The organism is Bradyrhizobium sp. CCGUVB14 (assembly GCF_024199935.1).
Taxonomy (GTDB): domain Bacteria; phylum Pseudomonadota; class Alphaproteobacteria; order Rhizobiales; family Xanthobacteraceae; genus Bradyrhizobium.
In genome coordinates this window covers 2,623,066-2,649,299 of sequence record NZ_JANADS010000001.1, presented here as the reverse complement: position 1 = coordinate 2,649,299, position 26,234 = coordinate 2,623,066, and the positions used below count along the sequence as shown (strand labels likewise).

At 63.5% G+C, this 26,234-nt stretch carries 19 protein-coding genes; 9 read left to right on the top strand and 10 right to left on the bottom strand.

The annotated features are described in order from the left end of the window. Window positions 1–42: 42 nt before the first annotated feature. Window positions 43–4,422, bottom strand: a complete 4,380-nt coding sequence (locus tag NLM32_RS12200; RefSeq protein ID WP_254129220.1) for an autotransporter domain-containing protein — start codon at window positions 4,420–4,422, stop codon at window positions 43–45. Window positions 4,423–4,695: 273 nt separating this feature from the next. Here NLM32_RS12200 and NLM32_RS12195 point away from each other — a divergent pair, with 273 nt between their 5' ends. Both NLM32_RS12195 and NLM32_RS12190 read left to right on the top strand, forming a co-directional pair. Beyond that, window positions 4,696–4,836 (top strand): hypothetical protein, encoded by a 141-nt coding sequence (locus NLM32_RS12195; RefSeq protein WP_254129219.1) that lies wholly within the window; start codon window positions 4,696–4,698, stop codon window positions 4,834–4,836. 356 nt (window positions 4,837–5,192) lie between these two features. Next, complete coding sequence (locus NLM32_RS12190; protein ID WP_254129218.1) at window positions 5,193–7,154, top strand: bifunctional diguanylate cyclase/phosphodiesterase; 1,962 nt, start codon at window positions 5,193–5,195, stop codon at window positions 7,152–7,154. A gap of 6 nt (window positions 7,155–7,160) precedes the next feature. Here NLM32_RS12190 and NLM32_RS12185 read toward each other — a convergent pair whose 3' ends face one another. The 4 genes from NLM32_RS12185 to pgm all read right to left on the bottom strand — a co-directional run bounded on the left by NLM32_RS12185 (window position 7,161) and on the right by pgm (window position 11,915). Further along, the gene (locus NLM32_RS12185; protein ID WP_254129217.1) at window positions 7,161–8,141 is read right to left on the bottom strand and encodes a PDR/VanB family oxidoreductase; all 981 of its coding nucleotides are present in this window, start codon (window positions 8,139–8,141) and stop codon (window positions 7,161–7,163) included. 10 nt (window positions 8,142–8,151) lie between these two features. Continuing rightward, window positions 8,152–8,913, bottom strand: coding sequence for a GntR family transcriptional regulator (locus NLM32_RS12180; protein ID WP_254129216.1), 762 nt, complete (start codon window positions 8,911–8,913; stop codon window positions 8,152–8,154). 5 nt (window positions 8,914–8,918) lie between these two features. Continuing rightward, the gene (locus NLM32_RS12175; protein WP_254129215.1) at window positions 8,919–9,968 is read right to left on the bottom strand and encodes a Rieske 2Fe-2S domain-containing protein; all 1,050 of its coding nucleotides are present in this window, start codon (window positions 9,966–9,968) and stop codon (window positions 8,919–8,921) included. A gap of 300 nt (window positions 9,969–10,268) precedes the next feature. After that, window positions 10,269–11,915 carry a phosphoglucomutase (alpha-D-glucose-1,6-bisphosphate-dependent) gene (pgm, locus tag NLM32_RS12170; protein ID WP_254129214.1) on the bottom strand — a complete coding sequence of 549 codons (1,647 nt, stop codon included), beginning with the start codon at window positions 11,913–11,915 and terminating at the stop codon, window positions 10,269–10,271. 317 nt (window positions 11,916–12,232) lie between these two features. Here pgm and NLM32_RS12165 point away from each other — a divergent pair, with 317 nt between their 5' ends. Continuing rightward, a complete protein-coding gene (locus NLM32_RS12165; RefSeq protein ID WP_254129213.1) occupies window positions 12,233–13,384 on the top strand; it encodes a S9 family peptidase in 1,152 nt (383 codons plus the stop codon). Window positions 13,385–13,418: 34 nt separating this feature from the next. Here the strand turns inward: NLM32_RS12165 and NLM32_RS12160 are convergent, their stop codons facing one another. Continuing rightward, complete coding sequence (locus NLM32_RS12160) at window positions 13,419–14,234, bottom strand: response regulator transcription factor (protein WP_254129212.1); 816 nt, start codon at window positions 14,232–14,234, stop codon at window positions 13,419–13,421. A gap of 296 nt (window positions 14,235–14,530) precedes the next feature. Here NLM32_RS12160 and NLM32_RS12155 point away from each other — a divergent pair, with 296 nt between their 5' ends. Next, window positions 14,531–15,379 carry an MBL fold metallo-hydrolase gene (locus NLM32_RS12155; RefSeq protein ID WP_254129211.1) on the top strand — a complete coding sequence of 283 codons (849 nt, stop codon included), beginning with the start codon at window positions 14,531–14,533 and terminating at the stop codon, window positions 15,377–15,379. A 103-nt stretch (window positions 15,380–15,482) separates the two neighbouring features. Here NLM32_RS12155 and NLM32_RS12150 read toward each other — a convergent pair whose 3' ends face one another. The 3 genes from NLM32_RS12150 to NLM32_RS12140 all read right to left on the bottom strand — a co-directional run bounded on the left by NLM32_RS12150 (window position 15,483) and on the right by NLM32_RS12140 (window position 18,977). Then, on the bottom strand, window positions 15,483–16,367 hold the full coding sequence (locus NLM32_RS12150; RefSeq protein ID WP_254129210.1) for an aldose 1-epimerase family protein: 885 nt from the start codon (window positions 16,365–16,367) through the stop codon (window positions 15,483–15,485). Window positions 16,368–16,482: 115 nt separating this feature from the next. Continuing rightward, on the bottom strand, window positions 16,483–17,796 hold the full coding sequence (locus tag NLM32_RS12145) for a UDP-glucose/GDP-mannose dehydrogenase family protein (RefSeq protein ID WP_254129209.1): 1,314 nt from the start codon (window positions 17,794–17,796) through the stop codon (window positions 16,483–16,485). Between the two features lie 161 nt (window positions 17,797–17,957). Then, entirely contained in the window at window positions 17,958–18,977 is a 1,020-nt protein-coding gene (locus tag NLM32_RS12140) for an NAD-dependent epimerase (protein WP_254129208.1), read from the bottom strand. 272 nt (window positions 18,978–19,249) lie between these two features. On the opposite strand from NLM32_RS12140, the gene NLM32_RS12135 reads away from it, so the two are divergent. Both NLM32_RS12135 and NLM32_RS12130 read left to right on the top strand, forming a co-directional pair. Further along, window positions 19,250–20,365, top strand: a complete 1,116-nt coding sequence (locus NLM32_RS12135; protein WP_254129207.1) for a glycosyltransferase family 1 protein — start codon at window positions 19,250–19,252, stop codon at window positions 20,363–20,365. 67 nt (window positions 20,366–20,432) lie between these two features. After that, window positions 20,433–21,590, top strand: coding sequence for a glycosyltransferase (locus NLM32_RS12130; protein ID WP_254129206.1), 1,158 nt, complete (start codon window positions 20,433–20,435; stop codon window positions 21,588–21,590). An 11-nt stretch (window positions 21,591–21,601) separates the two neighbouring features. Here the strand turns inward: NLM32_RS12130 and NLM32_RS12125 are convergent, their stop codons facing one another. After that, complete coding sequence (locus tag NLM32_RS12125) at window positions 21,602–21,739, bottom strand: hypothetical protein (protein WP_254129205.1); 138 nt, start codon at window positions 21,737–21,739, stop codon at window positions 21,602–21,604. A 666-nt stretch (window positions 21,740–22,405) separates the two neighbouring features. Between NLM32_RS12125 and NLM32_RS12120 the strand changes: the two genes are divergently transcribed. From NLM32_RS12120 to NLM32_RS12110, 3 genes are all read left to right on the top strand, one after another. Then, the gene (locus NLM32_RS12120) at window positions 22,406–23,509 is read left to right on the top strand and encodes a polysaccharide biosynthesis/export family protein (protein WP_254129204.1); all 1,104 of its coding nucleotides are present in this window, start codon (window positions 22,406–22,408) and stop codon (window positions 23,507–23,509) included. 229 nt (window positions 23,510–23,738) lie between these two features. Continuing rightward, window positions 23,739–24,926 carry a glycosyltransferase family 4 protein gene (locus NLM32_RS12115; protein WP_254129203.1) on the top strand — a complete coding sequence of 396 codons (1,188 nt, stop codon included), beginning with the start codon at window positions 23,739–23,741 and terminating at the stop codon, window positions 24,924–24,926. Between the two features lie 51 nt (window positions 24,927–24,977). Then, window positions 24,978–26,177 carry a glycosyltransferase family 4 protein gene (locus NLM32_RS12110; RefSeq protein WP_254129202.1) on the top strand — a complete coding sequence of 400 codons (1,200 nt, stop codon included), beginning with the start codon at window positions 24,978–24,980 and terminating at the stop codon, window positions 26,175–26,177. The last annotated feature ends 57 nt before the right edge of the window (window positions 26,178–26,234 follow it).

Sequence of the window (26,234 nt, the reverse complement as noted above, 5' to 3'; positions counted from 1 at the left end):
CCGACGTCCGGACGCCGGCTCGTGACCCTCAAGCCCGCAGCCTTACCAAGCGTAACGCACCACGCCCTTTCCGGCATAGCTGCGCGTGACGTTGGAGAACTCGCCCTCGAACGTGGCGGCCGCCGACCAGCCGTTCAGCCATTTCTTCTCGGCCGCTGCGGTGACCAGCGCCGTCTCCGAGGCCATCGCCGCGCCGTTCACGACGAAGCTCGCGCCGGGCAAGGTCTGGAACGTGGCGCCGATCGCACGGTTGGGATTGTAGTCGTGCGCCCAGGCGACGCGACCGCGCAGCGTGACGATGCCGTCGTCCTGACCGAAGGCCTTGTCGGTGCGCAGGCCGAGCTCGCTGCGGGTATCGGTGACGCTCTTGGCGCCATAGGCGAGCGCGAACTGGTTGCTGCCCGCGATCGCCTGTTCAGCATAAGCCGGCAGGTCGAAGGCGGTGACCTGCGCCGCCGCGTAGGGCGTCAGACCAATGCCCTGCGAGACGAAGCGATAGCCGCCCTCAAGCCGGCCTGACCAGGCATTGGCATTGAACTCGGCGCGCAGGCGATCGACGCCGGCGACGGTCACGGTGCGATCGGTGGTGATGTCCTGCCAGCCATAGGCCAACGCGCCCGTGATGTAGGCGGGACCCGCGTTGTGGCGGAAGAACGCGCCGGCCTGGAACAGGTCGGAGCGCCCGCCGCCGAGATTGTTGGCAACCGTGAAATTGGTGCCGCCACCTGCAAGTGCGAAACCGAGCAGCGTGTCACGCGACACGCGATAGTCCGCGCCGACGGCGGTCGCGTAAAGGCTGCTGGTGGTGTTGTTGGAGCCGAGTGCATTGTTGCCGTCGGTCTGCTGCGCACCGCCGAAGCCGGCGGCCCAGACGCTCCAGCGCTGCTCGAAGGACGGTGCGATTGGGGCCTTGGTGTAGGCGGCAAAGGCATCGCGCGCGCTGGCCGAACGTCCCTTTGCGGTCGCGGCGTAAGCCATGCTCTCGTCGGCATAGGCATTCGGTGCGCCGCCGGCGCTGACGGGATCACCACGGCCGGCGACGAACGGATCCGTCATCACGCCCATGAACTGGGTCATCACGTTGAACGTCGACTGCTGCGGCGCGCTGCCGACCTCGCCGGAGAGCTGCGTCAGCCCGGCCGGCGTCAGGCCGCCGAACGCCATCGAGATCCCGCCGGTCGTGTTGAAGAAGTTGATGATCGCGTTGCCGACGTTCTGCTGGTTGACGTTCAGGTTTCCTGACGGCGGTGCAAAGTTCAGCACGAGGTTCAGATAGGCGTGCGTGCCGTCGTTGCTCGCGCTGATGCTGAAACCCGCAGGCAGGCCAAGGCTGAGGATGGTGGGATTGAACGCGCCAGTGATGCTGCTCGCGGCGACGACCGTGTATTGCTTCGAGACGTAGCTGCCGGCCGCGAAGTTGACGCCCAGCGTCGCGCCGCCGAGATTTGCATTGCCGGTCACGATGCTGGAGGTGGACGTCGCCGGCGTCACTTCCACGAGGTAGGTCGAAGCTGCGCTCAAGACGAGGCTACCGGCAACGGTCATGGAGCCGCCGACCACGCCCTGGCCCGGCGCGAACAGGCCACCGTTGACGGAAACATTGCCCACGGTGCCCACGCCCGAGAGTGTGCTCGTGGCATTCACCGTCGTCATCGAGGAGCTGGCAATCGAACCATCGACCCTGAGCGTGCCACCGTTGACGGTGGTCGTTCCGCTATAGCTGCTCGTGCCCGTCAGCGTCTCCGCGCCGCTGGACAGGACCAGATTGCCGGCGCCCTGCATCGCACCGCCAAAGGTCTGCGTGCCACCCGCGATCGTCAACGTCTTCGCACCGAGGTTCACGGTGCTTCCGCTGACACCCGAGAAATCCGTAATCGAAAGACCGGTGGTGACGCCGGAGATATCGAGCGTTCCCGCCGCATTGGTGAGGCTCACCGCGCCGCCGATGGTCCCGGTGCCGGTCACGAACACCGTGCCGCCGGAGATCGTCGCCGCGCCGCTGATCGTGGCGTCATTGTTGAAGGTGCCGCCATTGTTGTTCAGCGTCGTGATCGAGCCGGTGCCGTTGTTGTTGAACGTTCCGGACGTGTTGGTCACGCCAGCCATCGTGCCGCCGTTGCCCACCGTGCCGCCGTTGTTCGTGGTGGCGCCCTGAACAGTGCCGAAGTTGTTGAACGTGCCGCCCGTCAGACCGAGGGTGCTCGCAAACGTACCGGCATTCTGCACGGTGCCTGAAGACACGGTCGCAGCGCCCGTGACCCTGCCCTGATTGTCGTTCTGGAAGAGGCCGCCATTGTTGATCAGCGTCGTGATCGTGGCGTTGTTATTGTTGTTGAACGTTCCGGAGGTGTTGATCGCGCCGGCCATCGTGCCGTTGTTGTTCACCGTACCGCCGTTGTTCGTGGTCGCGCCCTGGACCTGGCCGCCGGTGTTGTTGGTGAACGTGCCGCCGGTCAGGCCGAGCGTGCTGGAGAACGTGCCGGCGTTCGTCACGCTGCCCGCGGAGATCGTCGCCGCGCCGGAGACCGTTGCGCCGGTATCGTTGGTGAAGGTGCCGCCATTGTTGTTCAGCGTCGTGATCGAGCCGCCGGTGTTGTTGCCGAACGTTCCGGAGGTGTTGGTCACCCCCGCCATCGTACCGTAGTTGCCCACCGCGCCGCCATTGTTCGTCGTCGCGCCCTGGACCACACTGCCAGAATCATTCTCAAACGAGCCGCCCGTCAGCCCGATCGTGCTCGCAAACGTACCTTGGTGATTTACCACGCTGCCTCCAGATATAGTCGCAGCGCCGGAGACCGTCCCTAAACTATAGAAGCTGCCGCCGCTATTGGTCAGCGTCGTAATCGAACCGGTGTCGTAGTTGGTGAAACTCCCGAACGAGTTGGTCACGCCGGCCATCGTGCCGTAGTTGGTCATCCCACCGCCGCTGTGCGTCGTCGCACCCAGGACCTGGCCGTCGGCGGCGTTCGTGAAAATGCCGCCGGTCGCGTCAAGCGTGCTGGCGAATGTGCCGTGGTTCAACGTGATGTTTGAAGCAGAGATCGACACCGCGCCGGAGACCGTTGCACCTGCGTAGTTGCGGAAATTACCATCGCTGGCCGTCACCGTCGCGATCGTGCCACCGTTGTTGTTGTTGAGCGTTCCCGCGTTGATGGTCACTCCGGCCATCGTGCCGTTGTTGTTCACCGTGGCGAAGCTCATCGTGGTCATCCCCTGGACCTGACCGCCCGCGTTGTTGGTGAACGTGCCGCCGGTCAGGCCGAGCGTGGAGGAAAACGTGCCGGCGTTGGTCACGGTGCCGCCGGAGATCGTCGCCGCGCCGGAGACGGTCGCGCCGCTCTCGTTGGTAAACGTGCCGGAATTGTTGGTCAGCGTCGTGATCGAACCGCCGCTCTGGTTGTCGAACGATCCGGTGTTGGTCACCGCGCCCATCGCACCGCTGTTGGTGACGATGCCCGCGTTGCTCAGGTTGCCGGTCACGGTACCGCCGCTGTTCACGATCGTCGCGTTGGCGTTGTTGGTCAGGCCGCCGTTGGCGTTGAGGGTCGAGCCGGCGCTTACCGCGATGCCTCCGGCCGGATCGGTGCCCGAGTTCGTGATCAGTCCAGCGACGGTGTAAGAGCCGCTGGAAAAAAACAGGACAGACGAGGTGGTGCTGTTGGTGAACGTGCTGTCGCTGGTGACCGTGCCGAAGATTTCGAAGAGACCGCCGGTGCTATTGTCGATCGCGCCGTTGAAGGCGCCGGCATGGGCGCCGACCGAGTTAATATTGGTCAGCCCGCCATTGGTTGAACCGGCAAACTGAATATAACCACCCGAATTGATCAAGCCGCCGTTCAGCGTGCCCGAATTGCGCGTGACACCGTTGTTGTCGAGGCCGCCATTCTGCGTGCCGGTGTTTTCGTAGGTCGCGAGGCTGTTCGTGACGGAAACGGCAGACGTCAGGGTGCCACTGTTGGCGAGGGTGCCGGCCGAGACACTGGTCGTCGTGAACGAGTTGGTCCCACTCAGCGTCAGCGTGCTGGCGCCGGCCTGCGAGATGCCCGCTCCCGTCATGTTGTTGCTGATCGAGATGCTCTGACCGGTATTGGCGTTGTTGACGAGGTTCGGTCCGGCGCCGTTGAAGTTCACATCGGAGCCCGACAAGGCATAGTTGCTGGCGTTTGCCCCGAACGTCCACGAATCCGGGGTGATCGGGCCGGCAGTGACCGTGATGGTCGTACTGCCCCCTCCCGTGAATTGCGCTGACTGGCCGGCATTGATTGGCGGAGCGCCCGCGGGCGGATTCGACCAGTTCGTGTCGAGATTGTAATCGCTGGTGGCTGTCGAGTTGCCGAAGCCGTGCCACACACTCTGGGCCTGTGCCGAAACCGAAAACAGGCAGCTCGCCAGCGCCGAGCTCGCGAGCAGCAGACGCTTCATTCCCATTCCAACCACCGGCATTCCAGCATTCCAAGTCGCGCTTGGATTGATAGGGGGAACCGATGGTTCACACTATGTCGGCGCGGCAACACTCTGCGGCAATCCGATACCAATCGTCGTATTTCGACGCACAAAGGTGCGATGGGAGCGCGCTCGTGCGCTGGCTGAGAACGCGCAACAGCTCGCAAACATTTCCTCGACAATCCGTTCGCGTGCCCGGTCGACCGCGTCCGTCATCGCCTTTCCGCTCGGCGTGACGGCGGCTTCGCTGACATGGCGATCCGCTGCGCTGGCGTGCCGCCTGACCAGGCCGAGGCTTTCCGGGTGCGTCCCGACGGCTACATCGGCGCCTTCGTCGGCTCCGAGCAGACCGATACGCTCACGCATTTTCTGGCCGAGCAGGGGCTGGTCTGATTGAGACTCGCGTCCCGGACACCGCTGTCATCGCCCGGCCTTATGCGCAATTGCCCATCAGGACCGGGCGATCCAGTACTCCGAGACCGTCGCGATTCCTCGATAGGCCACGGCGTACTGGATGCCCCGCCTTCGCGGGGCATGACAGCGGAGTGAGTGGCGGACGCTCGGCCTATCGTTACAGCCGTAACGCGGGGCGTCGCATTTGTATCGATTTGTTATCGATACTGCGACACGAACACGCAGAAGTGGTCGCGGCGACTGCGGCAATCGGGGATAATTCATAGTTCGTCAAAGTTTTGCGGTGAATTTTCCGGATCGAGCCGGACAAACGGCTCATGCTGCTAGGCCCTGGAATGCGGACTCAACTGACCAACTATGTCGCAAGGCTGTTTGCCGGCGATCTGTCAGCCTTTGGCGGTCCCGCAACCGACGAAGCCGTCGCCGGCCATATCCGCGCGGAACAGATGTCGCTGGTGCTCGGCTATTCCGTCGGCATCATGCTCGCCAATGCCTGCAACGCCACCGTGCTCGCCATTGCGCTGTGGCAGTCACCGGACCGCATCCCTGCCCTGATCTGGGCCGTCGCCGTCGCCGGCGCCGCGATTGCGTTCGGCCTGCAATCCCACGCCTCGCGCCGGATCACAAAGCCGCAATTCGTCTCCCGCCGCGCCATGCACCGGCTGGTGCGTAACACTTTCGTGCTCGGCACCGCCTGGGGCATCGTCCCGGTCGCCTTCTTTGCAAATGCTTCGACCGGCGGCCAGCTCGTCATCACCTGCCTGTGCTCGGGCATGCTGGCCGGCGGCGCGCTCGCCTTCGCCACCATCCCGATCGCGGCCATCGCGTTCACTGCTCCGATCTTCGTCGGCATCGCCATCTGCCTCAGCCGGAACGGCGACCTCGCCTTCCTGCTGATCGCTTTCCTGGTCGTCGTCTATGGCAGCGTGCTGCTGCGCGGCGTGTTCGTCAATTCGATCGGATTTGCCCGGCGGGTGATGCGGCAGATCGAGGCCGAGCGCATCGTCCGCCAGGACCCCCTCACCCATTTGCCCAATCGCGTCGCCTTCAACGAGACCCTCGATGGCGCGCTGAAGCGGCTTGCGCTGTCCGGCGAGGAATTCGCCGTGCTGCTGCTCGATCTCGACCGCTTCAAGGAGGTCAACGACCGCTTCGGCCATCCCGCCGGTGATGAATTTTTGGTGCAGGTCGCAAGCCGGCTGCAACGCTGCACCCGCGCGGCCGAGCATGTCGCCCGCATCGGCGGCGACGAGTTCGCGCTGGTGATGGCCAATCTGGCGCGGCCCGAGGATGCGCTCGAGATCGCCGAGCGCTTCGTCGCGGCCTTTGCCGAACCGTTGCTGATCGAGGGCTGCGAGATCGTGGGCGCGACCAGCGTCGGCATCGTGCTGGCGCCGCGCGACGGCAACACGCCGCTCGACATCATGAAGAACGCGGACGCCGCGCTCTATCGCGCCAAGAAGGCAGGACCCGGCACGATCTGCTTCTTCGAGGAAGCCGACGACAAGGCCTCGCGCGACCGCAAGACACTGCAAACGGACCTCGCCGGTGCCGTCGCGCGCAACGAGCTGTTTCTGGTGTTCCAGCCGTTCCTCGATCTCGGCAACAACCGCATCACCGGTTTCGAGGCGCTGCTGCGCTGGCAGCATCCCTCGCGCGGACTGGTGCCGCCGAGCGAGTTCATCCCGATCGCGGAAGAGACCGGGCTGATCCACGAGATCGGCGAATGGGTGATCCGCCGCGCCTGCGCGACGCTGTCGGACTGGCCCGAGGACATCCGGGTCGCCGTGAATTTCTCGGCAGCGCAGTTTCACAACGCGAGCATCCTCCAGACCATCGTGCAGGCGCTGGCCGACGCCAGGGTCGCGCCTGACAGGCTCGAGATCGAAATCACGGAATCGATGCTGCTGTCGAAATACGGCTCGGCCGCCTCGATCCTGAATGCGCTGCTGGAGCTCGGCGCCACGGTGGCGCTGGATGATTTCGGCACCGGCTTCTCGTCGCTGACATACCTGCGCAAGCTGCCGTTCAGCCGCATCAAGATCGACCAGTCCTTCATCCGCGACATGCTGGTGCAGCCGGATTGCGCGGCGATCGTGAAATCGGTGATCTCGCTGGCGCGCGACCTCAACATCGACGTGGTCGCCGAAGGCGTCGAGACCGCCGACCAGCTCGAATATCTGCGCCAGATCGCCTGCGACGAGGTGCAGGGCTACCTGATCGGCCGGCCGGTGTCGGCCGATGGCGTGCAGGCGCTGCTCAACTCGAAGAAGCTGCGGGCGATTTTCGCGGCATAGGCCGCTTCAAACCGCATCCGCCCGCAACAGCGTATCCACCGTGATCGTACCCCGCGCGCGGGAGACGCAGGCGCAGATCTTCTGGTTGCTGCTCTTCTGGTGATCGCTAAAGAAGACGTCGCGATGGTCGATCTCGCCGTCGACATCGACGACATCGATGGCGCAGAGGCCGCATTCGCCGCGCTTGCAGTCGGATATCACCTCGAAGCCGCTGGCGTTGAGGACGTCCAGCATCGAACGCTCGCGCGGGATTTCGAGCTCGACGTCGGAGCCCTTCAGGCGCACGCGAAACGTCTCAGTCGGCAGCGTGCCGCTGGAGCCGAAGGTCTCGTAGCGGAGATCTGGAAGCGGATGGCCGGCGCCGATCCAGGCGTGACGGGCGGCATCGAGCATCCGCATCGGGCCGCAGAACAGCGTCAGCGTGCCCTTCGGCAACGCGGCGAACAGCGTGTCGAGGTCGAGCCGCTTGCCTTCATCGCTGGCATGGACGACCAGGCGGTCACCGAGCAGGCGCGCGAGATCGTCGAGATAGGCAGCGTCAGCGCGCCCGCGTACGGCGTAGTGCAGCGTAACGCTTGCACCGCGGCGCGCCAGCGCCTGCGCGGCACCGAGGATCGGGGTGATGCCGATGCCACCGGCGATCAGGCAATAGTTTTCGCGCGCCCAGTCGACCGCGACGAGCGAGGCGGGCCGCGTGATGTCGAGCCGCGCGCCCGGTGCGAGCTGCCACATGTAGCGCGAGCCGCCGCGCGAATCCTCGGCGCGGCGCACCGCGATCCTGAAGCCCTGCGGCGAGGCTTCGCCGACCAGCGAATAGGACCGCGTCTCCGGCAAGCCATCGATGGTGACGCTGACATTGATGTGGCTGCCGACCGGATAGGCCGCGCCGTCGAATTGATCCGGCCGGATCAGGAATTCGCGGATGCCGGACGAAAGATCGCGCGTCGACACCAGCGTCGCCGGAATCCAGGTTTCGATAAAGCGCATGGCGTTGCCCTCAATCGGTTGCGGTCTTGATCAGCGCGAGCGCCGGCAGGAGATCGAGATGGGTGCGGTTGCGCAACGCGAGCCGCAAATTTCGCACCGCAAGCCGCGCGTGCTCGCGCATCACGGCTTCGGCACGCGCACCCTCGCGGTTCTCGATGGCGTCGATCACGACGCGGTGGTGCTCCTGCCCGATGATCAGGATCTGCTGCGCCTCGGGCAGCGCCGACTGCGCCATCACGAAGCCGCTTGGAGACGCAAACGGCAGCGCCGAGGCGCGGTCGATCTGCCGAACCAATGGCGGGCTGCGCGACAATTCGGTGAGCAGCGCGTGGAAGCGCGCGTTCAGCGCGACATAGGACGAGAAGGCTTCGATCGAGATCGGCACTTGCCGCAGCAGATCGTCGATCGCGGCGAGACACTCCTTCAGAGGTTCGAGCTCGCGCGCGGAGACGCCGCGCTCGGCGGCAAAGCGCGCGGCGAGGCCCTCCAGCGTGCCGCGCAGCTCGATGGAATCGGAAATGTCGCGCTCCGAAAACGCTTTCACCATGAAGCCACCGGAGGGGATCGCCTCCAGCAGGCCCTCCTCCTCCAGCCGCACCAGCGCCATGCGCACCGGCGTGCGCGAGGCGCCGGTGGTCTCCACCGCCTGCAGCTCGGAGATGCGCTCGCCCGGGCGCAAGGCGCCCGACAGGATCTGGTCACGCAGCGCGAGCTGCGCCTTCACGGTCTGAGAGACGGAGCGGTCGACCTCACGCTCGGGCGCTGCCTTCACCTGGATTACTCCGCGGCCTGGAGGTGTGTTGGCGGGTTTTCCTTCGCAACCATCCGGTCGATCAGCTTGCGCGTCCACATCGCGCCGGCGTCGATGTTGAGATTATAGAAGATGCGATCCGGATTCTCGTCCATCGCGCGCTGCTGCGCCTCGAGGATCAGCTCGTCCTCGTGGAAGATGCCGGAGACGCCCTCGCGGATCTCGGTGGTGATGCGCTGCTCGCCGATCTGATAGTTGCGCACGAACGCCCAGAAGTAATGGCAGGTCTTCTCGGTCTCGGGCGTGATGGTGTTGAGCACGAAGCCGTTGACGCCCTGCGAGCGGTCGCCTTCGGGTGCGCCGGTGCCGGTCGGCGCGACGCCGACATCGATGGCGATGGTGCACGGGGCTTCGAAGCGGATGATCTGCCAGCGGTCGACGAGGCCTCCCTTGCCGAGCTGCTTGGCCCAGAACGGCGGCGCCTCGATGCCGCGCATCCAGCGCGTCACCGTCACCGTCTTCTCGCCATGGGTGACGTCGAACGGCGCTTCGGCGACCGCGTCATTCCCAATCGAGGAGCCGTGCACGAAGGTCTCGTGGGTGAGGTCCATGAGATTGTCGAGCACGAGGCGATAGTCGCAATTGACGCGGATGGTCTTGCCGTCGCCGGCCCAGGCCGGATCATGATTCCAGTGCATGTCGGGCACGAGCGCGGGGTCGGCGAGCGCAGGGTCGCCCATCCAGAGCCAGATGTAACGGTGACGTTCGACCACGGGATAGGCGCGCACGCAGGCCGACGGGTTGATGGTCTCCTGCGAGGGCATGAAAGTGCAGCGGCCCTGCGCATTGTATTTCAGGCCGTGATAGCCGCAGACGACGGTGTCGCCTTCGAGCCGGCCCTTGGACAGCGGCACCAGGCGATGCCAGCAGGCATCCTCAAGAGCAGCGACCGAGCCGTCGGCCTTGCGGTACATCACGATGTGCTTGCCGCAGATCGTCCGCGGCAACAGCGCCGGCTTCACCTCCGCGTCCCACGCGGCGGCGTACCAGGCGTTCATGGGGAAGGGTTTTGTCACCGGCGATCTCCCAGGGCTTATGTATGCGTTATGTATACAGTACTGGAGATATTAAATCGTTCAAGAGCAAAAATGCTTACTATAATACCTTTATGTACTAGATTTGGATACAGGAATGCCGATTACCTCCCCTGGAGGGGGAGGGTCGGTGCGAAGCGCCGGGGCGGGGTGATCTCTCCATACGGGCACTATTCATCGCGGAGGGACCTTCACCCCACCCCGCTGCGCATTTCGCTTCGCTGCATGCGCATCGACCCTCCCCCTCCAGGGGAGGGTAAGAGAGAAAGCCCGCCTCGGCCGTTACGCGCCGAACACCTTCGCCAGGCCCGCCTGCGCTTCCTGCTGAATCTTCTTCAGGTGCTCGGTGCTGCGGAAGCTCTCGGCGTAGATCTTGTAGACGTCTTCCGTCCCCGACGGCCGCGCCGCGAACCAGCCGAAATCCGTTTCGACCTTGATGCCGCCGAACGGCTGGCCGTTGCCGGGCGCCTTGCTTAGCGTGGAGCGGACGGGATCGCCGGCGAGATCTTTCAACCCGAGTTGCTCCGGTGTGACGGATTTCAGGATGTTCTTCTGCGGCCCGGTCGCGGCGACGTCGATGCGCGCGTAATGGGGAACGCCGAGCTCGGCGGTGAGATCATTGAACAGCTGGCTCGGATCGCGGCCGGTCTTGGCCATGATCTCGGCGGCGAGCAGGCCGAGGATGATACCGTCCTTGTCGGTGGTCCACACCGTGCCGTCGCGGCGCAGGAACGAGGCGCCCGCACTCTCCTCGCCGCCGAAGCCGAAGCCGCCGCTGACGAGGCCGTCGACGAACCATTTGAAGCCGACCGGCGTCTCCACCAGCTTGCGGCCGAGCTTTTTCGCGACACGATCGATGATCGAGCTCGACACCACGGTCTTGCCGATCGCGGCATCCTTGCTCCAGTTCGGCCGGTGCGCGAACAGATAGGAGATTGCGGTCGCCAGATAGTGGTTCGGATTCATCAGGCCGCCGGTGCGCGTCACGATGCCGTGGCGATCGGCATCGGTGTCGTTGGCAAAGGCGACGTCAAAGCGGTCGCGCATCGCGATCAGGCTCGCCATCGCATAGGGCGAGGAGCAGTCCATGCGGATCTTGCCGTCCCAGTCGACCGTCATGAAACGGAAAGTCGGGTCGATCGCCTCGTTCACGACGGTAGCCTTGAGCCCGTAGCGCTCGATGATCGGATGCCAGTAATGCACGGCGGCGCCGCCGAGCGGGTCGATGCCGATATTGATGCCGGCGGATTTGACGAGCTCGAGATCGACGACATTGCCGAGATCGGCGACGTAGGGGGTGATGTAGTCGTAGGCATGAACGCTCGACGACTTCAGTGCCTTGGCGTAGTCGATGCGCTTCACGCCCTTGAGCCCGTCGGCGAGATAGGCGTTGGCCCGCTTCTCGACGACACCGGTCACATCGGTGTCAGCCGGGCCGCCATTCGGCGGATTGTATTTGTAGCCGCCGTCCTCCGGCGGATTGTGCGAAGGCGTGACGACGACGCCGTCGGCCAGGCCCGATGTGCGGCCCTTGTTGTAGGTGAGGATCGCGTGCGAGATCACCGGCGTCGGCGTGTAGCCGTGGTCCTTGTCGATCATCACCTCGACGCCGTTCGCCGCGAACACCTCGACCGCACTCGCAAGCGCAGGCTCGGCCAGCGCATGGGTGTCGATGCCGATGAAAAGCGGACCGGTGAGGCCCTTCTCCTTTCGGTAGTCGCAGATCGCCTGCGTGGTCGCCAGGATATGGCCTTCGTTGAAGGTGTTCTTGAACGAGGTGCCGCGATGGCCCGAGGTGCCGAACGCCACCCGCTGCGCAGGGTCGGCGACGTCGGGCTTGCCCGCGAAATAGGCCGTCACGAGCCGCGGAATGTTGGCGAGCGCGTCCGGCGAAACCAGCTTGCCCGCCGCGGGATGAATGTCAGCCACTGAAATATCCTCGTCCTGCCGTCCAGAGATTGCGCCACACCATAGCATCGGCGGGCCTTGCGCCAAACCACAACCCGCGCGATGGGGGAGCTGTTCCTTGGCCGATTCCGTCATCCTGAGGTGCGAGGTACGCCGCGCAACGCGCGGGGTGCCGAGCCTCGAAGGATGAACGGCCGAGATGCCGCCGGGCCGTCGCCCTTCGAGGGCCGCTGAAGAAGCGGCCACCTCAGGGTGACGGAGATGGATGCGTTTCACGATATCAAGGGAGACGATCGTGCTATGGTGTTCTTTTAAATCGGACCTTTTCGAGTCGGCGCATGACGCGGTTTTACTGGCTCTCGTTTATTCTGATCGCCAGCCTCGCCATGGGCCTCACCCTGGCCAGCGCGTCGGCGCGCGCCGCCCAGTTCTACGTCGAGGATCTCCGCATCCCAATGGCCGAAGCCGGACCGCAGGGGCTGGAGGCGTTTCTGGTTCGCCCGGCCGGGACCAAGCGCTATCCGCTGGCACTGCTCAGCCATGGCACGCCGCGCAGCTTCGGCGATCGCGCAACCATGAACGCGCGCGAATATTACGGCATCGCGCTGGAATATGCCCGGCGCGGCTTCGCCGCCCTGATCGTGATGCGGCGCGGCTACGGCACATCGCCCGGCGGCCGGGTCGATAGCGTCGGCGGCTGCGCCAATGCCGCCTATCTGCCGGCGGCCGCGGTAGCGGTTGCCGATTTGCGCGCCGCGATCGATGCGATGGCGCGTCGGCCCGACGTCACCACGACAGGCATGATCGCAGCCGGCCATTCCGCCGGCGGGCTCGCCACCGTCGCCCTGACCGCGCAGCCGCCGCCCGGTCTCGTCGCCGCGATCAGCTTCGCCGGCGGCCGGGGCTCGCGCGACGATGACGAAGACGTCTGCAACGAGGATGGGCTGGTGCAGGCGTTCGCCAGCTTCGGCAAGACCTCGCGGGTGCCGATGCTGTGGGTCTACGCGGCCAACGACCAGTACTTCGGCCCGGATCTGGCGCGCCGCCTCTACGCTGCCTTTCGCGCCAATGGCGGCAATGCGAAATTCGTCCCGGCGCCGTCTTACGGCGACGACGGCCACTACCTCTATTCCGTGGCGGGCCGCCCGCAATGGACGCCTTATCTCGACGCCTTCCTGCGCGAGCGCGCCCTCGCCCACGACATCCTGAGCCCGCCCGACCCGCTGCCGCCGCCCGGCCATTTCAGTGAGGCGGCGAAAGCCGAGTTTGCGCGCTATCTCGCCAGCACCACGCCGCACAAGGCTTTCGCGGTGTCGCCCAATGGCGGTTACGGCTGGCGCTCGGGGCGCACCACCGTGGACGATGCGCAACGCGATTCGCTCGCGGCCTGCATGAAATGGTCGCCGACCTGCACGCTCTATGCGGTCGACGACCAGCTCGCGGCAGCGACGCGGCAAATCACCACGGATCAAAGCGCCCGCACAAGATAGCTGCGCGGGCGATCAGGTCTTTCGCGAGATGAGATCAGAGCCGTTCGCTGAGCGCGAGCTTGTAGCCGACACCGGTGACGGTGGCGATGACAGGCGTGCCGCTGCCGACGAGCTTGCGGCGCAGCCGCGCCACCAGCGCATCGACCGTGCGGATGTCGACCTCGGCCTGGCGGTTACTGACGACCTCGATCAGATAGTCGCGGCTGAGCGGCCGTCCGTCCGCACCGACGAGTGCGGCGAGCAGATCGAACTCGGCGCGCGTCAGCGCCACCGGCTTGCCGTCGCTGCCGAGCAGCTCGCGCCGCGTCAGATCGATGATCCAGTCGCCGAAGGCGATCGAATTGTGGTTGCGCGCCGCCTTGCGGTCGATCGAGCGCCGCCGCAACACGCTGCGCGCACGCGCCAGCAGTTCGCGCAGATTGATCGGCTTGGTGACGTAGTGATCGCCGGCGATCTCGAGACCGAGGATGCGATCGACGTCGGTGTCTCGGCGGGTCACGAAGATGATGCCCGCATTGCTGGTCGCCTGGATCTCCTTGGCGAGCTCGAAGCCGTCGCCGTCGGGCAACTGCACGTCGAGGAAGACGAGGTCGGTACGCGCGCGCAGCGCCTGGCGACATTCCGCGCAGGTCCCGGCGCCGATCACGTCGAAATTGTTCTCGCTGAAGTAACCGACCAGCATCGTGCGGGTTACCGGATCGTCTTCGACCACGATCAATCGCTCGCGCCCAATGGGACGCAATTCCTGAAGTGCGGAATCAGCCACGATATTGGATGTCCTGTGTGCCTGCGACCCGGCTCGAAAATTCGAGTCGCCGCGTGATGCGTTGTCATGTGAACGAACATTCACGGCTTATTCGAGCCCCCGAAACTGCCTGCCGGAATACTAGGCTTCTTGTGTCGCCCAAACAATATAGGTCACGGTATTGCAGTATTAAGTATGAATTGGCCCACACTTCTCACTGAGCGCATGGATGTGTGAGCCTGGCTCGCCGGACCGGCTTCGGCCGCGCCCGGCGCCGACAATTCCGCTCATCCGAATTCGGATTCAACTGCTGGTTAACATAACGTCCGCTTCGATCTGGCCTGCACCGCCTTCGAACCTCACGGGACCAAACCGACGAGCTACATACGGGAGTAAGCGCCATGGAAGTCATTCTGCTCGGCACCGGCGGTCCGCGCCCGGACCCACGTCGCATGGCAACGACGACGTTGATCAGGCTCGGCGAAGAGAACATCCTGTTCGACGCGGGCCGCGGCGTCATGGTGCAGCTCAGCAAGGCCGGCGTGCCGCTCGGCGCCATCAACACGGTCTTTCTCACCCATCATCATTTCGATCACATCGGCGACCTCTACGACGTGATGCTGAATTCCTGGATGCATGGGCGTAAGGACGATCTGCGAATCTATGGGCCACCGGATACCGAACGGCTCGTCAACACGCTGGTGACGCAGGTTTACGACAAGGACATCGCCTGGCGCGACCAGGGCGAGCCGACGTTCGGCGGCTGGAAACCGGTGGTCGCAACCGACATCATTCCAGGCCCCGTTCTCGATACCGGTCGCTGGAAGATCAGCGCCGAGCTCGTTTCGCATGGCGACGGGCTCGACATGTCACCGGCGTTTCTCGCGCGCTGGATGTGTCTCGGTTATCGCTTCGAGGCGGACGGCAAGGTCATTGCGATTTCGGGCGACACCGTCCCCTGCCCCGGCCTCGAGCGGCTGGCTGAGGGCGCCGACCTGCTCGTGCAAGTCTGCTTTCTCGCGACGCCGGAGATCAACAACGACCATTTCCGGCGGCTTGCGAAATACACGCTGGCTTGCGGTGACACCGTCGGCAAGATCGCGGCCAAAGCAGGCGTCAAGAAGCTGGCGCTGACCCATCACCGTCCCCGCACCGACGACACCATGCTGAACGCGCTCCTTGCGGATGTCCGGCGGGATTATTCAGGTCCCGTCGTGCTCGGCGAAGACCTGACGCGCATCGAGGTGTGAGAGCAAAGCGCGATGAGATGTGGATGAATCTTCATCGCGCTTCAGGTTGTTGTTTGCGCATGATCTTTCCGGAAAACCGCTTCACACTTTTCCGGATCATGCTCTAGGATATTCCCACGTCGACCCGGAACGACAACTGCTCCTCAGCGCCGGGTGCGATGTGCATCAAGCCCGGCTTGTCGCTGAATTCGCCGTCGAACGCCTTGGGGCTGGCATAGCCGCGCCAGGGTTCGATGCAAAGGAACGGCGCGCCTGACGGCTTCGACCAGACGCCGAGTTCGCGAAAGCCGCGCCAGGACATTTTGAGCCAGGGCCCGGTGCCATCCGTGGCGGCATAGCGGACCCCGCGGCTGTTGACGGGATCGAGGATGACGGCGTCGTTACTGAACAGCGCTTCCGACAAAGGAAGTACAGTGCCTCGGACCGGGCTCGGATCCGTATCCGCGAGCAGGAGGCCGCCTTCGACACGGTGAACCGGGGACGGCTCCTCGTGCGTGAATGTCAGCGCGTAGCTCTGCTTCGGCACACCAGGACGAAGCGGCCAGTTGAAAGCGGGGTGGCCACCGAGCGACACCGACAGCGTCTCCTTGCCGGTGTTGGCGACCGTGAGCGAGAGATCGAGACCGGACGCATCGAGCGCATAGGCCGCCGTCAGCCGAAACGCGAACGGATAGAGCGCACGCGTCGCCTCGCTGTCCTCGAGCACGAGCGCGCAACGGTTCTCGCCACGCCCCGTCCAGGCAAAACGGCTGTCGCGCGCAAAGCCATGCTGGGTCATCCGGTAGGTCTTGCCCCGGTACCGCATTTCGTCATTGGCGAGACGCCCGACGATCGGAAACAGCAATGGCGCATGGCGCGCCCAGGCGGGACCTGCCTGCCAGACGAACTCGGTGCCGTCCTCATGCCTGAGCGAGCACATCTCGGCGCCGTGCGCCTTGATGGTCGCGGTGAGGGAGCCACTGCGGATCGTGTGGGTGTCGTCGGTCATGGCAGTCTCCATCGCGGCAGGCGCGGCTGGATCATAACGCATCGGAGACGATTTCGCCCGCCTCACGAGGAGGCGGGCGATGATCAGCTCGGCATGATCGGTCAGGCCTGGGACCCTAAGCCTGGGACGACCGTCCCACGCTTTCATAAACGAAGCCGGCCTCGGCCATCTCTTCGGGGCGGTAGATGTTGCGGAGGTCGACGACGACAGGCTGCGCCATGACGCTCTTCAGCCGGTCGAGATCGAGCGCGCGGAACTGCACCCATTCGGTGACGATGACGATTGCATCGGCGCCTTGCGCGCAGGAATACGCATCCTCGGAATAGGTGATGTTGGGCAACTCGCCCTTGGCCTGCTCCATGCCGACCGGATCGAACGCCTTCACCTTTGCGCCCATGTCGATCAGGCCGGTCACGAGAGGAATCGACGGTGCGTCGCGCATGTCGTCGGTGTCGGGCTTGAAGGTGAGGCCGAGCACGGCGATGGTCTTGCCGCGCAAGGAGCCGCCGAGCGCCTGGCTGACTTTCCGTGCCATCGCGCGCTTGCGGTTCTCGTTGACCGCCAGCACGGATTCGACGATGCGCAAGGACACGTCGTAGTCCTGCGCGATCTTGATCAGCGCCTTGGTGTCCTTCGGGAAGCAGGAGCCGCCGAAGCCCGGACCGGCATGCAGGAATTTTGTGCCGATGCGGTTATCGAGGCCGATGCCGCGCGCGACTTCCTGGACGTTGGCGCCGACTTTTTCCGAGAGGTCCGCGATCTCGTTGATGAAGGTGATCTTGGTCGCCAGGAACGCGTTGGCGGCGTATTTGATCATCTCGGCGGTGCGGCGCGCGGTAAACATCAGCGGCGCCTGGTTCAGCGAAAGCGGACGGTAGATGTCGCCCATCACCTTGCGGCCGCGCTCGTCGGACGTGCCGACCACGACGCGATCGGGGAACTTGAAGTCGCGGATCGCAGCGCCCTCGCGCAGGAACTCCGGATTGGAGGCGACGACGACGTCGGCCTTGGGATTGGCCTCGCGGATGATGCGCTCGACCTCGTCACCGGTGCCGACCGGAACGGTCGACTTCGTCACCACGACGGTGAAGCCGGACAGCGACTGCGCGATCTCCTTCGCGGCAGCGTAGACGTAAGAGAGATCGGCATGGCCATCGCCGCGACGCGACGGCGTGCCGACCGCGATGAACACGGCATCGGCATCCGCGACCGGCTTCGACAGATCAGTGGTGAAGTCGAGGCGCTTGGCCTTCACATTGGTCGCGACCAGTTCGTCGAGGCCCGGTTCGTAGATCGGGATCTCGCCGCGGTGAAGCGCAGCGATCTTCTTCTCGTCCTTGTCGACGCAGGTGACGTCGTGACCGAAATCCGCAAAGCAGGCTCCGGACACCAGTCCCACATAACCCGTGCCGATCATCGCGATTCGCATGAAAAACTCTTTCCGTTGACGACGGATGTTTCATTGAACACCCTAGACCAATTCTCTATCCGGTCGCACGCCCAACATTAGGGCAAGCTGCTTCGCAAGCCGAACAAACCTTAACCGTCGCCACCCGAGTATTTTTGTTGTCTTGCCGTTCGCTTCGGCGATCACACGCCGTGGTACTTTCGATACCATTCGACGAAACGCGCGAGGCCTGCCGCGATCGGCGTCGACGGCGCGAAACCGACGTCGCGTTGGAGGGCGGAGATGTCGGCGCGCGTCTCCAGGACGTCGCCGGCCTGCATCGGCAGCAGCTTGCGGATCGCAGGCTTGCCGATGATCTTCTCCAGCGTCTCGACGAACTCGAGCAGCTTGACCGACCTGTTGTTGCCGATGTTGTAGACGCGGTACGGCGCATAGCTCGACGAATTTTCAGGCCGCTCCGCGTTCCACGCGGGATTCGGAGCTGCGGGCCGATCGAGGGTGCGGATCACGCCCTCGACGATGTCGTCGACATAGGTGAAGTCGCGCCACATGTCGCCATTATTGAAAATCTTGATCGGCTCATTCGCGAAGATCGCGCGCGTGAACAGATAGGCGGCCATGTCGGGCCGGCCCCACGGACCGTAGACGGTGAAGAAGCGCAAGCCCGTCACCGGCAGCTTGTGAACATGCGCAAAGGTGTGCGCCATCAGCTCGTTGGCCTTCTTGCTCGCGGCATACAGGCTGACCGGATGGTTCACCGATTGCTCGGTCGAATACGGCAGGGTGCGATTGGCACCATAGACCGAGCTCGACGAGGCGTAGACGAGATGCGCCAGGCCATGGCGCCGGCCGGCCTCCAGCACGGTGACAAAGCCGTCACAATTGGCACGGATGCTGGTGATGGGATCGTCGATCGAGGCGCGCACGCCCGGCTGCGCCGCAAGGTGGATAACCCGATCGGGCGCGACCTCATCGAATACGCGGATCACCGCGGCAAAATCGGCAAGGTCGATCTCGTGGAAGCTGAAGCCCGGAAGATGCTTGAGCTTTTCGAGGCGCGCGCGCTTCAGCGCCGGATCGTAATACGGTGTGAACGCATCGATACCAACGACCTGTTCGCCACGCGCCAACAGCCGTTCACAGACATGCATTCCGATAAAGCCGGCAGCGCCGGTCACGATCACTGGTCGCAAAGTTGTCATCTCGTTCATTCCGCGAATGCAATGCCAGACCAGGACATGAGAGGCAAGGTTTTGACGATGACGATATCATCGAGTCAGTCTTGATCATGTAAGCGCATCGAAATGTGTAGGAAACATGATGGCATCATGCATCCACGCATGCTATCCGGCTGCAAGGATGCTCGGACGATAGCGCTGCATGTGCTAGAGATCATATCAACCGTCCATTCCGCGCGGATGCCCAGTCTTGAGGCACCAACCGCGCAAGACACGCGCAAAGAAAAAGATCGACTTTGAAACTCTCCATCAACGGCAGGTTCCTGACACAATCGCTGACAGGCGTGCAACGCTATGCCGCCGAGATCGTCAAAGCGATGGACCGCCTGCTCACGAGCGGCAACGCTGCACAGCAACTCCTGGATGCGGAGTGGCAGATTCTGGTGCCCCCGGATGCCCAGACGCTCGCCGGCCTCGACCGCATCAAGGTGAAACAAGTCGGAACCTTGCGCGGGCACGCGTGGGACCAGGTCGATCTGGCGCGCGCGGCCGCCGGCACGCGCCTCGTCAGCCTCGCCAATTCGGGGCCGGTGCTCCACCGCGACCATCTCGTGGTGATTCACGATGCGCAAGTCTTCAAGCGGCCGGACTTCTTCAGCTGGAAATACCTCGCTCTGCATCGGTCGCTCGGACATTTGCTGGCGCGCACAGCAACCATTGCAACGGTTTCGACGTTTTCACGCAATGAACTTGCCGACGTGCTCTCGCTGGATCCAGGATCGATCCCGATCGTTCCAAACAGTGCGGAGCATTTCGCCTCGGTCGAGCCCGACTTCTCGATCATCGAGAGCCTGCGTCTCGAACCCTACCGCTTCTTCCTGTTTGTTGGCTCGATGACGAAGAACAAGAATGTCGACACCGCCATTCGTGCGGCCGAGCGGCTCGGCCGCACCGATGTTCCGCTGGTCGTGGTCGGAGGCGACAACAGCAAGGTCTTTGGCGGCGGCGTGACCGAGCAGAAGGCCGGAATCGTCATCGCCGGCCGCCTCAAGGACGAGCAAGTCGCCGCACTGTTCGCCCGCGCTGCTGCTTTCGTGTTTCCAAGTCTCTACGAGGGCTTCGGCATTCCGCCCCTGGAGGCGATGTACTTCGCCTGCCCGGTGATTGCGAGTTCCGCGGAAGCCGTTCGCGAGACCTGCGCCGACGCCGCCGTCTATTTCGATGCGCTCAACCCTGGCGAGCTATCCGCACGAATGCACGAAAGAATCGATCTCGGCAGGATTTCGCCGGCGGAACAAGCCAAGCAGCGGGAGCGGCTCGCGACCTATTCGTGGACCAAATCGGCCGCCGCCATGCTCGACGTGCTCGCCAAATCGGCTCCGCAGGCCACGTCCAGCGGAGCGGCGCGATGACGCGGCCCAAATATTGCTGCTTGGAGACGGTACACATGGTCTCTGCAAGACAAGGAAGGATCGACCGTTGTCCAGCGGCCTGAAGGTTCTGCATGTCGCCGAAACGGTGAGAGGCGGCATCGCAACCTATCTCAACGAGCTTCATCCGCATCAGAGCGCGAGCTTCGGACGCGGCAACGTCAGCTATGTCGTTCCGTCCGATCATCGCGACGATCTGGTCAACATCGAGGATGAGGCGGTCACCACCTTCCCGCGCGACGGTCGCAACGCGATCGGCCTGTTTGCCATGCTGTCCGCGACCATGCGCGCGGTCCGGCAGCAACGACCGGACATCATTCACCTGCATTCGTCGTTCGCCGGGCTCGTGGTGCGGCCGGTGCTGTGGCTGACCTACCGACGCTCGCGCATCGTCTATTGCCCGCACGGATGGGCCTTCGGCCGCGAGACGGGCCGTCTCAGCCGCGCGGTCACGGAGTTCACCGAGCTCCTGCTGTCGAAGCTGACCCATCGCATCGTCTGCATCTCGGAGAGCGAGCAGGTCGATGCCAGGCGGGTCGGAATCGCGGCAAACCGCCTCGTCCTCGTGCATAACGGGATTTCCAAGCAGCGCCCCGCGCTCGATACGCGCGCAGCATCATGGCGGTCGGAGAAGATCAAGGTCCTGTTCATCGGGCGCCTCGACCGCCAGAAGGGATATGATCTCCTGATCGAGGCGGCCCGCGTGCTCGGAGACACGCTGGATGTGCGCCTGATCGGCGCCTCGGTCGTCAGCAAATTCCGCAGAAGCGACCTGCCCTCCAACGTCTCGCTGCTGGGCTGGATGGACCGCAACCAGATCGAGGCCGAGCTGGATCAGGCAGACATGGTGGCGATTCCGTCGCGCTGGGAGGCATTCGGCCTTGTCGCCATCGAGGCGATGCGGGCGGCCAAGCCGATCATCGCATTCCGCATCGGCGCCCTGCCGGAAATCGTCGAAGACGGCGCCACAGGCGTGCTGTGCGACGAAGTCTCGCCCGAAAAGCTGGTTGAAGGATTCAAGCGCGCAACCAGGCTCGACCTATCTGCAGTCGGCCGGGCCGGATATGAGCGTTTCACCCGCCTCTACGACATCGAGCAGACCCATCGCAACCTGAGTGCGGTCTATGCCGACGTGCTGCAATTGAGCGAGAGCGAGGCCGGCGAGGCCAAGCTGCAGTCCGATTTCCCGAACAATCTGCGACCGTAGAGACCTGTCGATCAAGCCATCCGGCGGGCGTCGTCCTGCGCCAGATCGGCGTCGATGACGCGTTGATCGGAGAACGACCACGCGATCGCGAACATCACGGCCATCGCACAGATGAGAAAGCCGGCCGCGAACAGCCCGGTTTGCAACATTGTCTTCGCCTTCCCTTTTGTTTGCCCGACACCTAGCCGGAACGGGATTAGGAAGACCTTACGGACGCCAGCGTGACGCCAGCTTCCAAATCTAGGGGTTAATGGAGGCGGAATCCCGTGACGGAATTATCGATGCAAATCCTGACGGGCCACACCCAAGCCCACCGTGTGACCCGCGAAATACAACGCACGGACGCTCTGATTCGAATTCGACACCTGGAGTTTATCGCTGGAGTTTCTGACAGCGCCGCCTCGCGGAGATGTCGTCGGATGCGACGGTCGCGCTCGCGCGCTGCTCGCTGGATGAACCGAGGACCCAATCGTGACATCGATCTGACACTGGCATGTCTAATTTGCGAGTTGCTTAGAAAAGAGCACATCTCGCACAAGATTTGATCAGAAAAATGCTCGTGTACGCGTGTTCACAAGTTGCAATAAGGTCACAGCCATAAGTGCTTTACCATAATCACGAAGACGCAGCAGTGACTCAGTAGCTGGACAGTTGCTACGGTGATTCAGATTTTACGTGTGTACGAGGGAATGACATTGGCTAATACCGAGCAAGCTCACTCGAATTTCGGGATTAGCCGGATTCTGGCCGTTGCTGCGATCAGCATGTCTTTGGCTGGCTGTTCGGGCTTCATTCCGTTAGACGCTCCCGATGCCGTGTCCACGCAAACACATGCGGCGCTCGTCACCGAGCCGACCGCGCCGCTCGCCTATGCCCTGATGCCGGTCAATCCGGCAGTGCTGCAGGCGACCAACGGGTTTACGGACAGCAACGGACTCATCTTCTCGCGCCTCCCCGGCGGCAATTACCGCGACGTCACCATCGGCGTCGGCGACATCGTCACCGTGACCGTGTACGAAGCCCAGGCCGGCGGCCTGTTCATTCCGCGCGAAGCCGGCGTGAGGCCGGGCAACTTCGTCGACATCCCGCGCCAGCAGGTCGACCAGTCCGGCAACATCAACATCCCCTACGCCGGATCGATCAAGGTCTCGGGCCTGACGCCGCGCGCCGTCTCGAACATCATCCGCGAACGCCTCAAGGATCGCGCCATCGATCCGCAAGCGGTCGTGAGCGTCGCAGAACAGCGCGGCAACCAGATCAGCGTGCTCGGCGAAGTCAATTCGCCGCAACGCTTCCCGGTCGACCCGGGCGGCATTCGCCTGATGGGTGCGATCGCGCGCGCCGGCGGCCCGAAATATCCGTCCTACGAGAGCACGATCACGATCAAGCGCGAGGGACGCACCTACAACGAGACGATGTCCTCCGTCGTGCACCATCCGGACCAGGACGTGCTGCTCGCGCCGGGCGACGTCGTCTTCCTCACCCGCATTCCGAGGGTGTACATGGCGTTCGGCTCGACGCCGTCGCCGGGCTCGATCGGCGGCACCAACAACCGCCGCTTCACCTTCGAGAACGACAACATGTCGCTCGCCGAGGCGCTCGCGAAGGCCGGCGGTCTCGATGGTTCTCGCGCCGATTCCAAGTCGATCTACGTCTATCGTTTCGAGCCGAAGCCGCTGCTCCAGCAGATCGGTGTCGACGTGTCGCAGTTCCCGACCAAGACCATTCCGGCCGTCTACAAGTTCGACATGAGCAAGCCGGATGGCTGGTTCCAGGCTGACACGTTCAGGATGCGCGACCACGACGTGATCTCGGTCGCTGAATCGCCGTCGACCGAGTTCATCAAGCTCATGGCCCCGCTGGACGCAGCCTCAACGAACGCGTCGAACATCTCCAGCGTCGTGGTCAACTCCAAGTAACGCCACGCTCGAGACTCTCTCTTGCCCGGATCTCGCCACGCGCGAAGATCCGGGTGGGATGTCATGGCCCGCTTCTTGAATATCGTGTGACAATTTCGGCCTCATTCCGACGTGCGCGTTCACGTCGTTTTGGGTTCGAATGCGATTGCAGAGCCAGCTATTGCGTGGCAAGCGAGGTGCACCCCCCGTCTACGATCAACGCATGAGGCGATCGTTGAAGATACTTATCGTGAACACCCTCTATCCTCCCGACATCATGGGCGGAGCAGAGGTATCGGTATCGCTGCTCGCAGAAGCCTTCATGCGCAAGGGCCACCAGGTCGCCGTCGTCTGCCTGCAGGAAGCGGGCGACGTCTCGGTGGGAGATCGCAACGGCATCCGCACCTACCGGGTGCAGATCGACAATACATATTGGCCGTTTGGACAGACGCGGAAACCGCCACGGATCGACCGGCTGCGATGGCACTTGCGGGATACCTGGAACAGGCGCGCAGCCAAGCGCTTTGCCGCGATCCTCGACACCGAGAAGCCGGACGTCGTTCACACCAACAATCTGACCGGATTCTCCGTGTCGCTGTGGGCAGAGGCCAAGCGTCGCAATATCCGTGTCGTCCATACGCTGCGCGACTATTCGCTCATCTGCAAACGGTCGACGCTGTTCAGCAAGGGCGATACGTGCAAGGAGCGCTGCCTGGCATGCAAGACGATGACCGTGCCGTATCTCTATGCCTCGCGCATGGTCGATGCGGTGGTCTCCAACAGCCAGTACGTGCTGGACCGGCACCTGAAACCCGGCTTCTTCCCCGGCGTACCTCACAAGGTGATCTACAACATCGCGGACGCCAGCGCGGGACTTGCCCCGCCGTCTCCGGACGCCGACCTGGCTTTCGGCTTCATCGGCCGGATTGAGCCCGAAAAAGGCATCGATGTCGTCCTGAAAGCAGTCTCTCTGCTCCCCGATTCGGGCTGGCAACTCAAAATCGCCGGAAAGGGCCTTGAAGCTTACGTGAGAGAGCTGAAGGGACGGTATGATAATCCGAGGATCAAATGGCTGGGCTTCGTGAAGTCCGCGGAATTTTACTCCGCCGTGGATGTTTGCCTAATTAGCTCGGTTTGGCCTGAGCCATTGCCGCGGACACTGATAGAAAGCATCAATGCCGGACGCGCGACCATTTGCTCAACCGCCGGCGGAATACCAGAAATCTCTCATTTCTCGACGACACTCGGCTCGTACGAGCCAAGTGACCACCACAAACTGGCCGAACTGATGAAGCAGGCAATCAGTGAGGCGGCAAAATGGAAGCAGACTTTCCCGCCTCGGCCTGACTTTGCAGCCAGCTTCACACCGGAAGCTGTCACCGGACAATATCTCGACGTTTATTTGGAAGGCACTTCGAACACCGATGGAGAAAGATGAGAAGAACTCTCGGGGTTCGTTCACAAATGTATATTGGATGAGATCCTTCCCATGAGGATATTGATCACATCGTCACTGTACCCGACACCGGGCGCACCGAAGGTGGTCGGCGGGGCCGAGATATTCGTGCGCCGCATTGCCGAAGGCCTTTTGAAGAGTGGCGATGAAGTCGAAGTCGTTCGCGCCGCCTCGCTGCCTGAGCAGGCGATGGAGACGAGCAACGGCATCGACGTATATTCGGCGCCGGTCCACAACATCTACCGGCCCTTCACCGGACAGCGCAGCGCGCCTGCGCGCGGATTGTGGCACGCGACGGAGGACTGGCGTCAAAACGCTGAACTTGTGGCCAGCAGGATCAAGGCATTCAAGCCCGACGTGCTGCATTCGAACAACCTCTCGGGCCTCACCACGGCGGTATGGAAGACGGCGGCCGAGCTCAATGTGCCGGTGCTCCACACGTTGCACGACTACTACCTGACCTGCCCGCGGTGCTCGCGCTTCTCGAAGGGGAAGGCCTGCGAGCATACCTGCATGAGCTGCAGGCTGCTGACCATCAATCGCCGAAGCGCAACCCGATATCTGCGCGGCGTCGTCGGCGTGAGCCAGCGCATCCTCGACATCCATCTGGAGACGGGCCTGTTCGCCGATACGCAGCTGCGCAAGGTCATCCCCCATGCATCGACGATGCCGGTCTCCGCGCCTTCGAAGTATTCCGCGGGTCCCGTCCTGACCCTCGGATTCATCGGCCGACTGACCGAAGAAAAAGGCATCTACAATCTCATCAAGGCGTTCGCCTATCTTCCCCATGACAAGGTGCGCCTCGTCATCGCGGGCGTCGCGGAGGCGGAGATACAACACGAGATCCGGGCCATGGCGCCGAAGGCGAGGATCGAGTTTCTCGGCTTCGTCGAGCCCGAGACATTCTACCGTCAGATCGACGTCGTCGTGATTCCGCCGATCTGGGAGGAGCCGGGCCCGCTCGTCGTTGCTGACGCGCAAGCCGCACGAAAGCCTTTCCTCGGAACGCAATTCGGCGGAATTCCCGAGGCCGTGAAGCGCGGCGCCGTCGGCTGGCTGACCGCGCCCGATCCGAAGTCGCTCGCGGACAGCATTCTGCGCATCATGTCGAATCCCGCGGAGCTGGCGGCGATGGTCGACAAGCTCAACGAAAAGAACAACCATCGGACATTCACCGACGTCATCGCCGAATATCGCGACGCCTTCGAGCTCCTGAGCCGGCACAAGCAATAGCCCTGGGATGACCGGTTTGCGCAACGAGCCCATTCCGTCCTGCGCCTCAGCCCGCGG

Excerpts from the sequence above, each read along its gene's own strand:
- NLM32_RS12145 (WP_254129209.1), bottom strand. The coding sequence starts at position 17,796 with ATGCGAATCGCGATGATCGGCACGGGTTATGTGGGACTGGTGTCCGGA.
- NLM32_RS12140 (WP_254129208.1), bottom strand. The coding sequence starts at position 18,977 with ATGACAACTTTGCGACCAGTGATCGTGACCGGCGCTGCCGGCTTTATC.
- NLM32_RS12155 (WP_254129211.1), top strand. The coding sequence starts at position 14,531 with ATGGAAGTCATTCTGCTCGGCACCGGCGGTCCGCGCCCGGACCCACGT.
- NLM32_RS12150 (WP_254129210.1), bottom strand. The coding sequence starts at position 16,367 with ATGACCGACGACACCCACACGATCCGCAGTGGCTCCCTCACCGCGACC.
- NLM32_RS12195 (WP_254129219.1), top strand. The coding sequence starts at position 4,696 with ATGGCGATCCGCTGCGCTGGCGTGCCGCCTGACCAGGCCGAGGCTTTC.
- NLM32_RS12200 (WP_254129220.1), bottom strand. The coding sequence starts at position 4,422 with ATGAAGCGTCTGCTGCTCGCGAGCTCGGCGCTGGCGAGCTGCCTGTTT.
- NLM32_RS12190 (WP_254129218.1), top strand. The coding sequence starts at position 5,193 with ATGCGGACTCAACTGACCAACTATGTCGCAAGGCTGTTTGCCGGCGAT.
- NLM32_RS12165 (WP_254129213.1), top strand. The coding sequence starts at position 12,233 with ATGACGCGGTTTTACTGGCTCTCGTTTATTCTGATCGCCAGCCTCGCC.
- NLM32_RS12110 (WP_254129202.1), top strand. The coding sequence starts at position 24,978 with ATGAGGATATTGATCACATCGTCACTGTACCCGACACCGGGCGCACCG.
- NLM32_RS12185 (WP_254129217.1), bottom strand. The coding sequence starts at position 8,141 with ATGCGCTTTATCGAAACCTGGATTCCGGCGACGCTGGTGTCGACGCGC.
- NLM32_RS12125 (WP_254129205.1), bottom strand. The coding sequence starts at position 21,739 with ATGTTGCAAACCGGGCTGTTCGCGGCCGGCTTTCTCATCTGTGCGATG.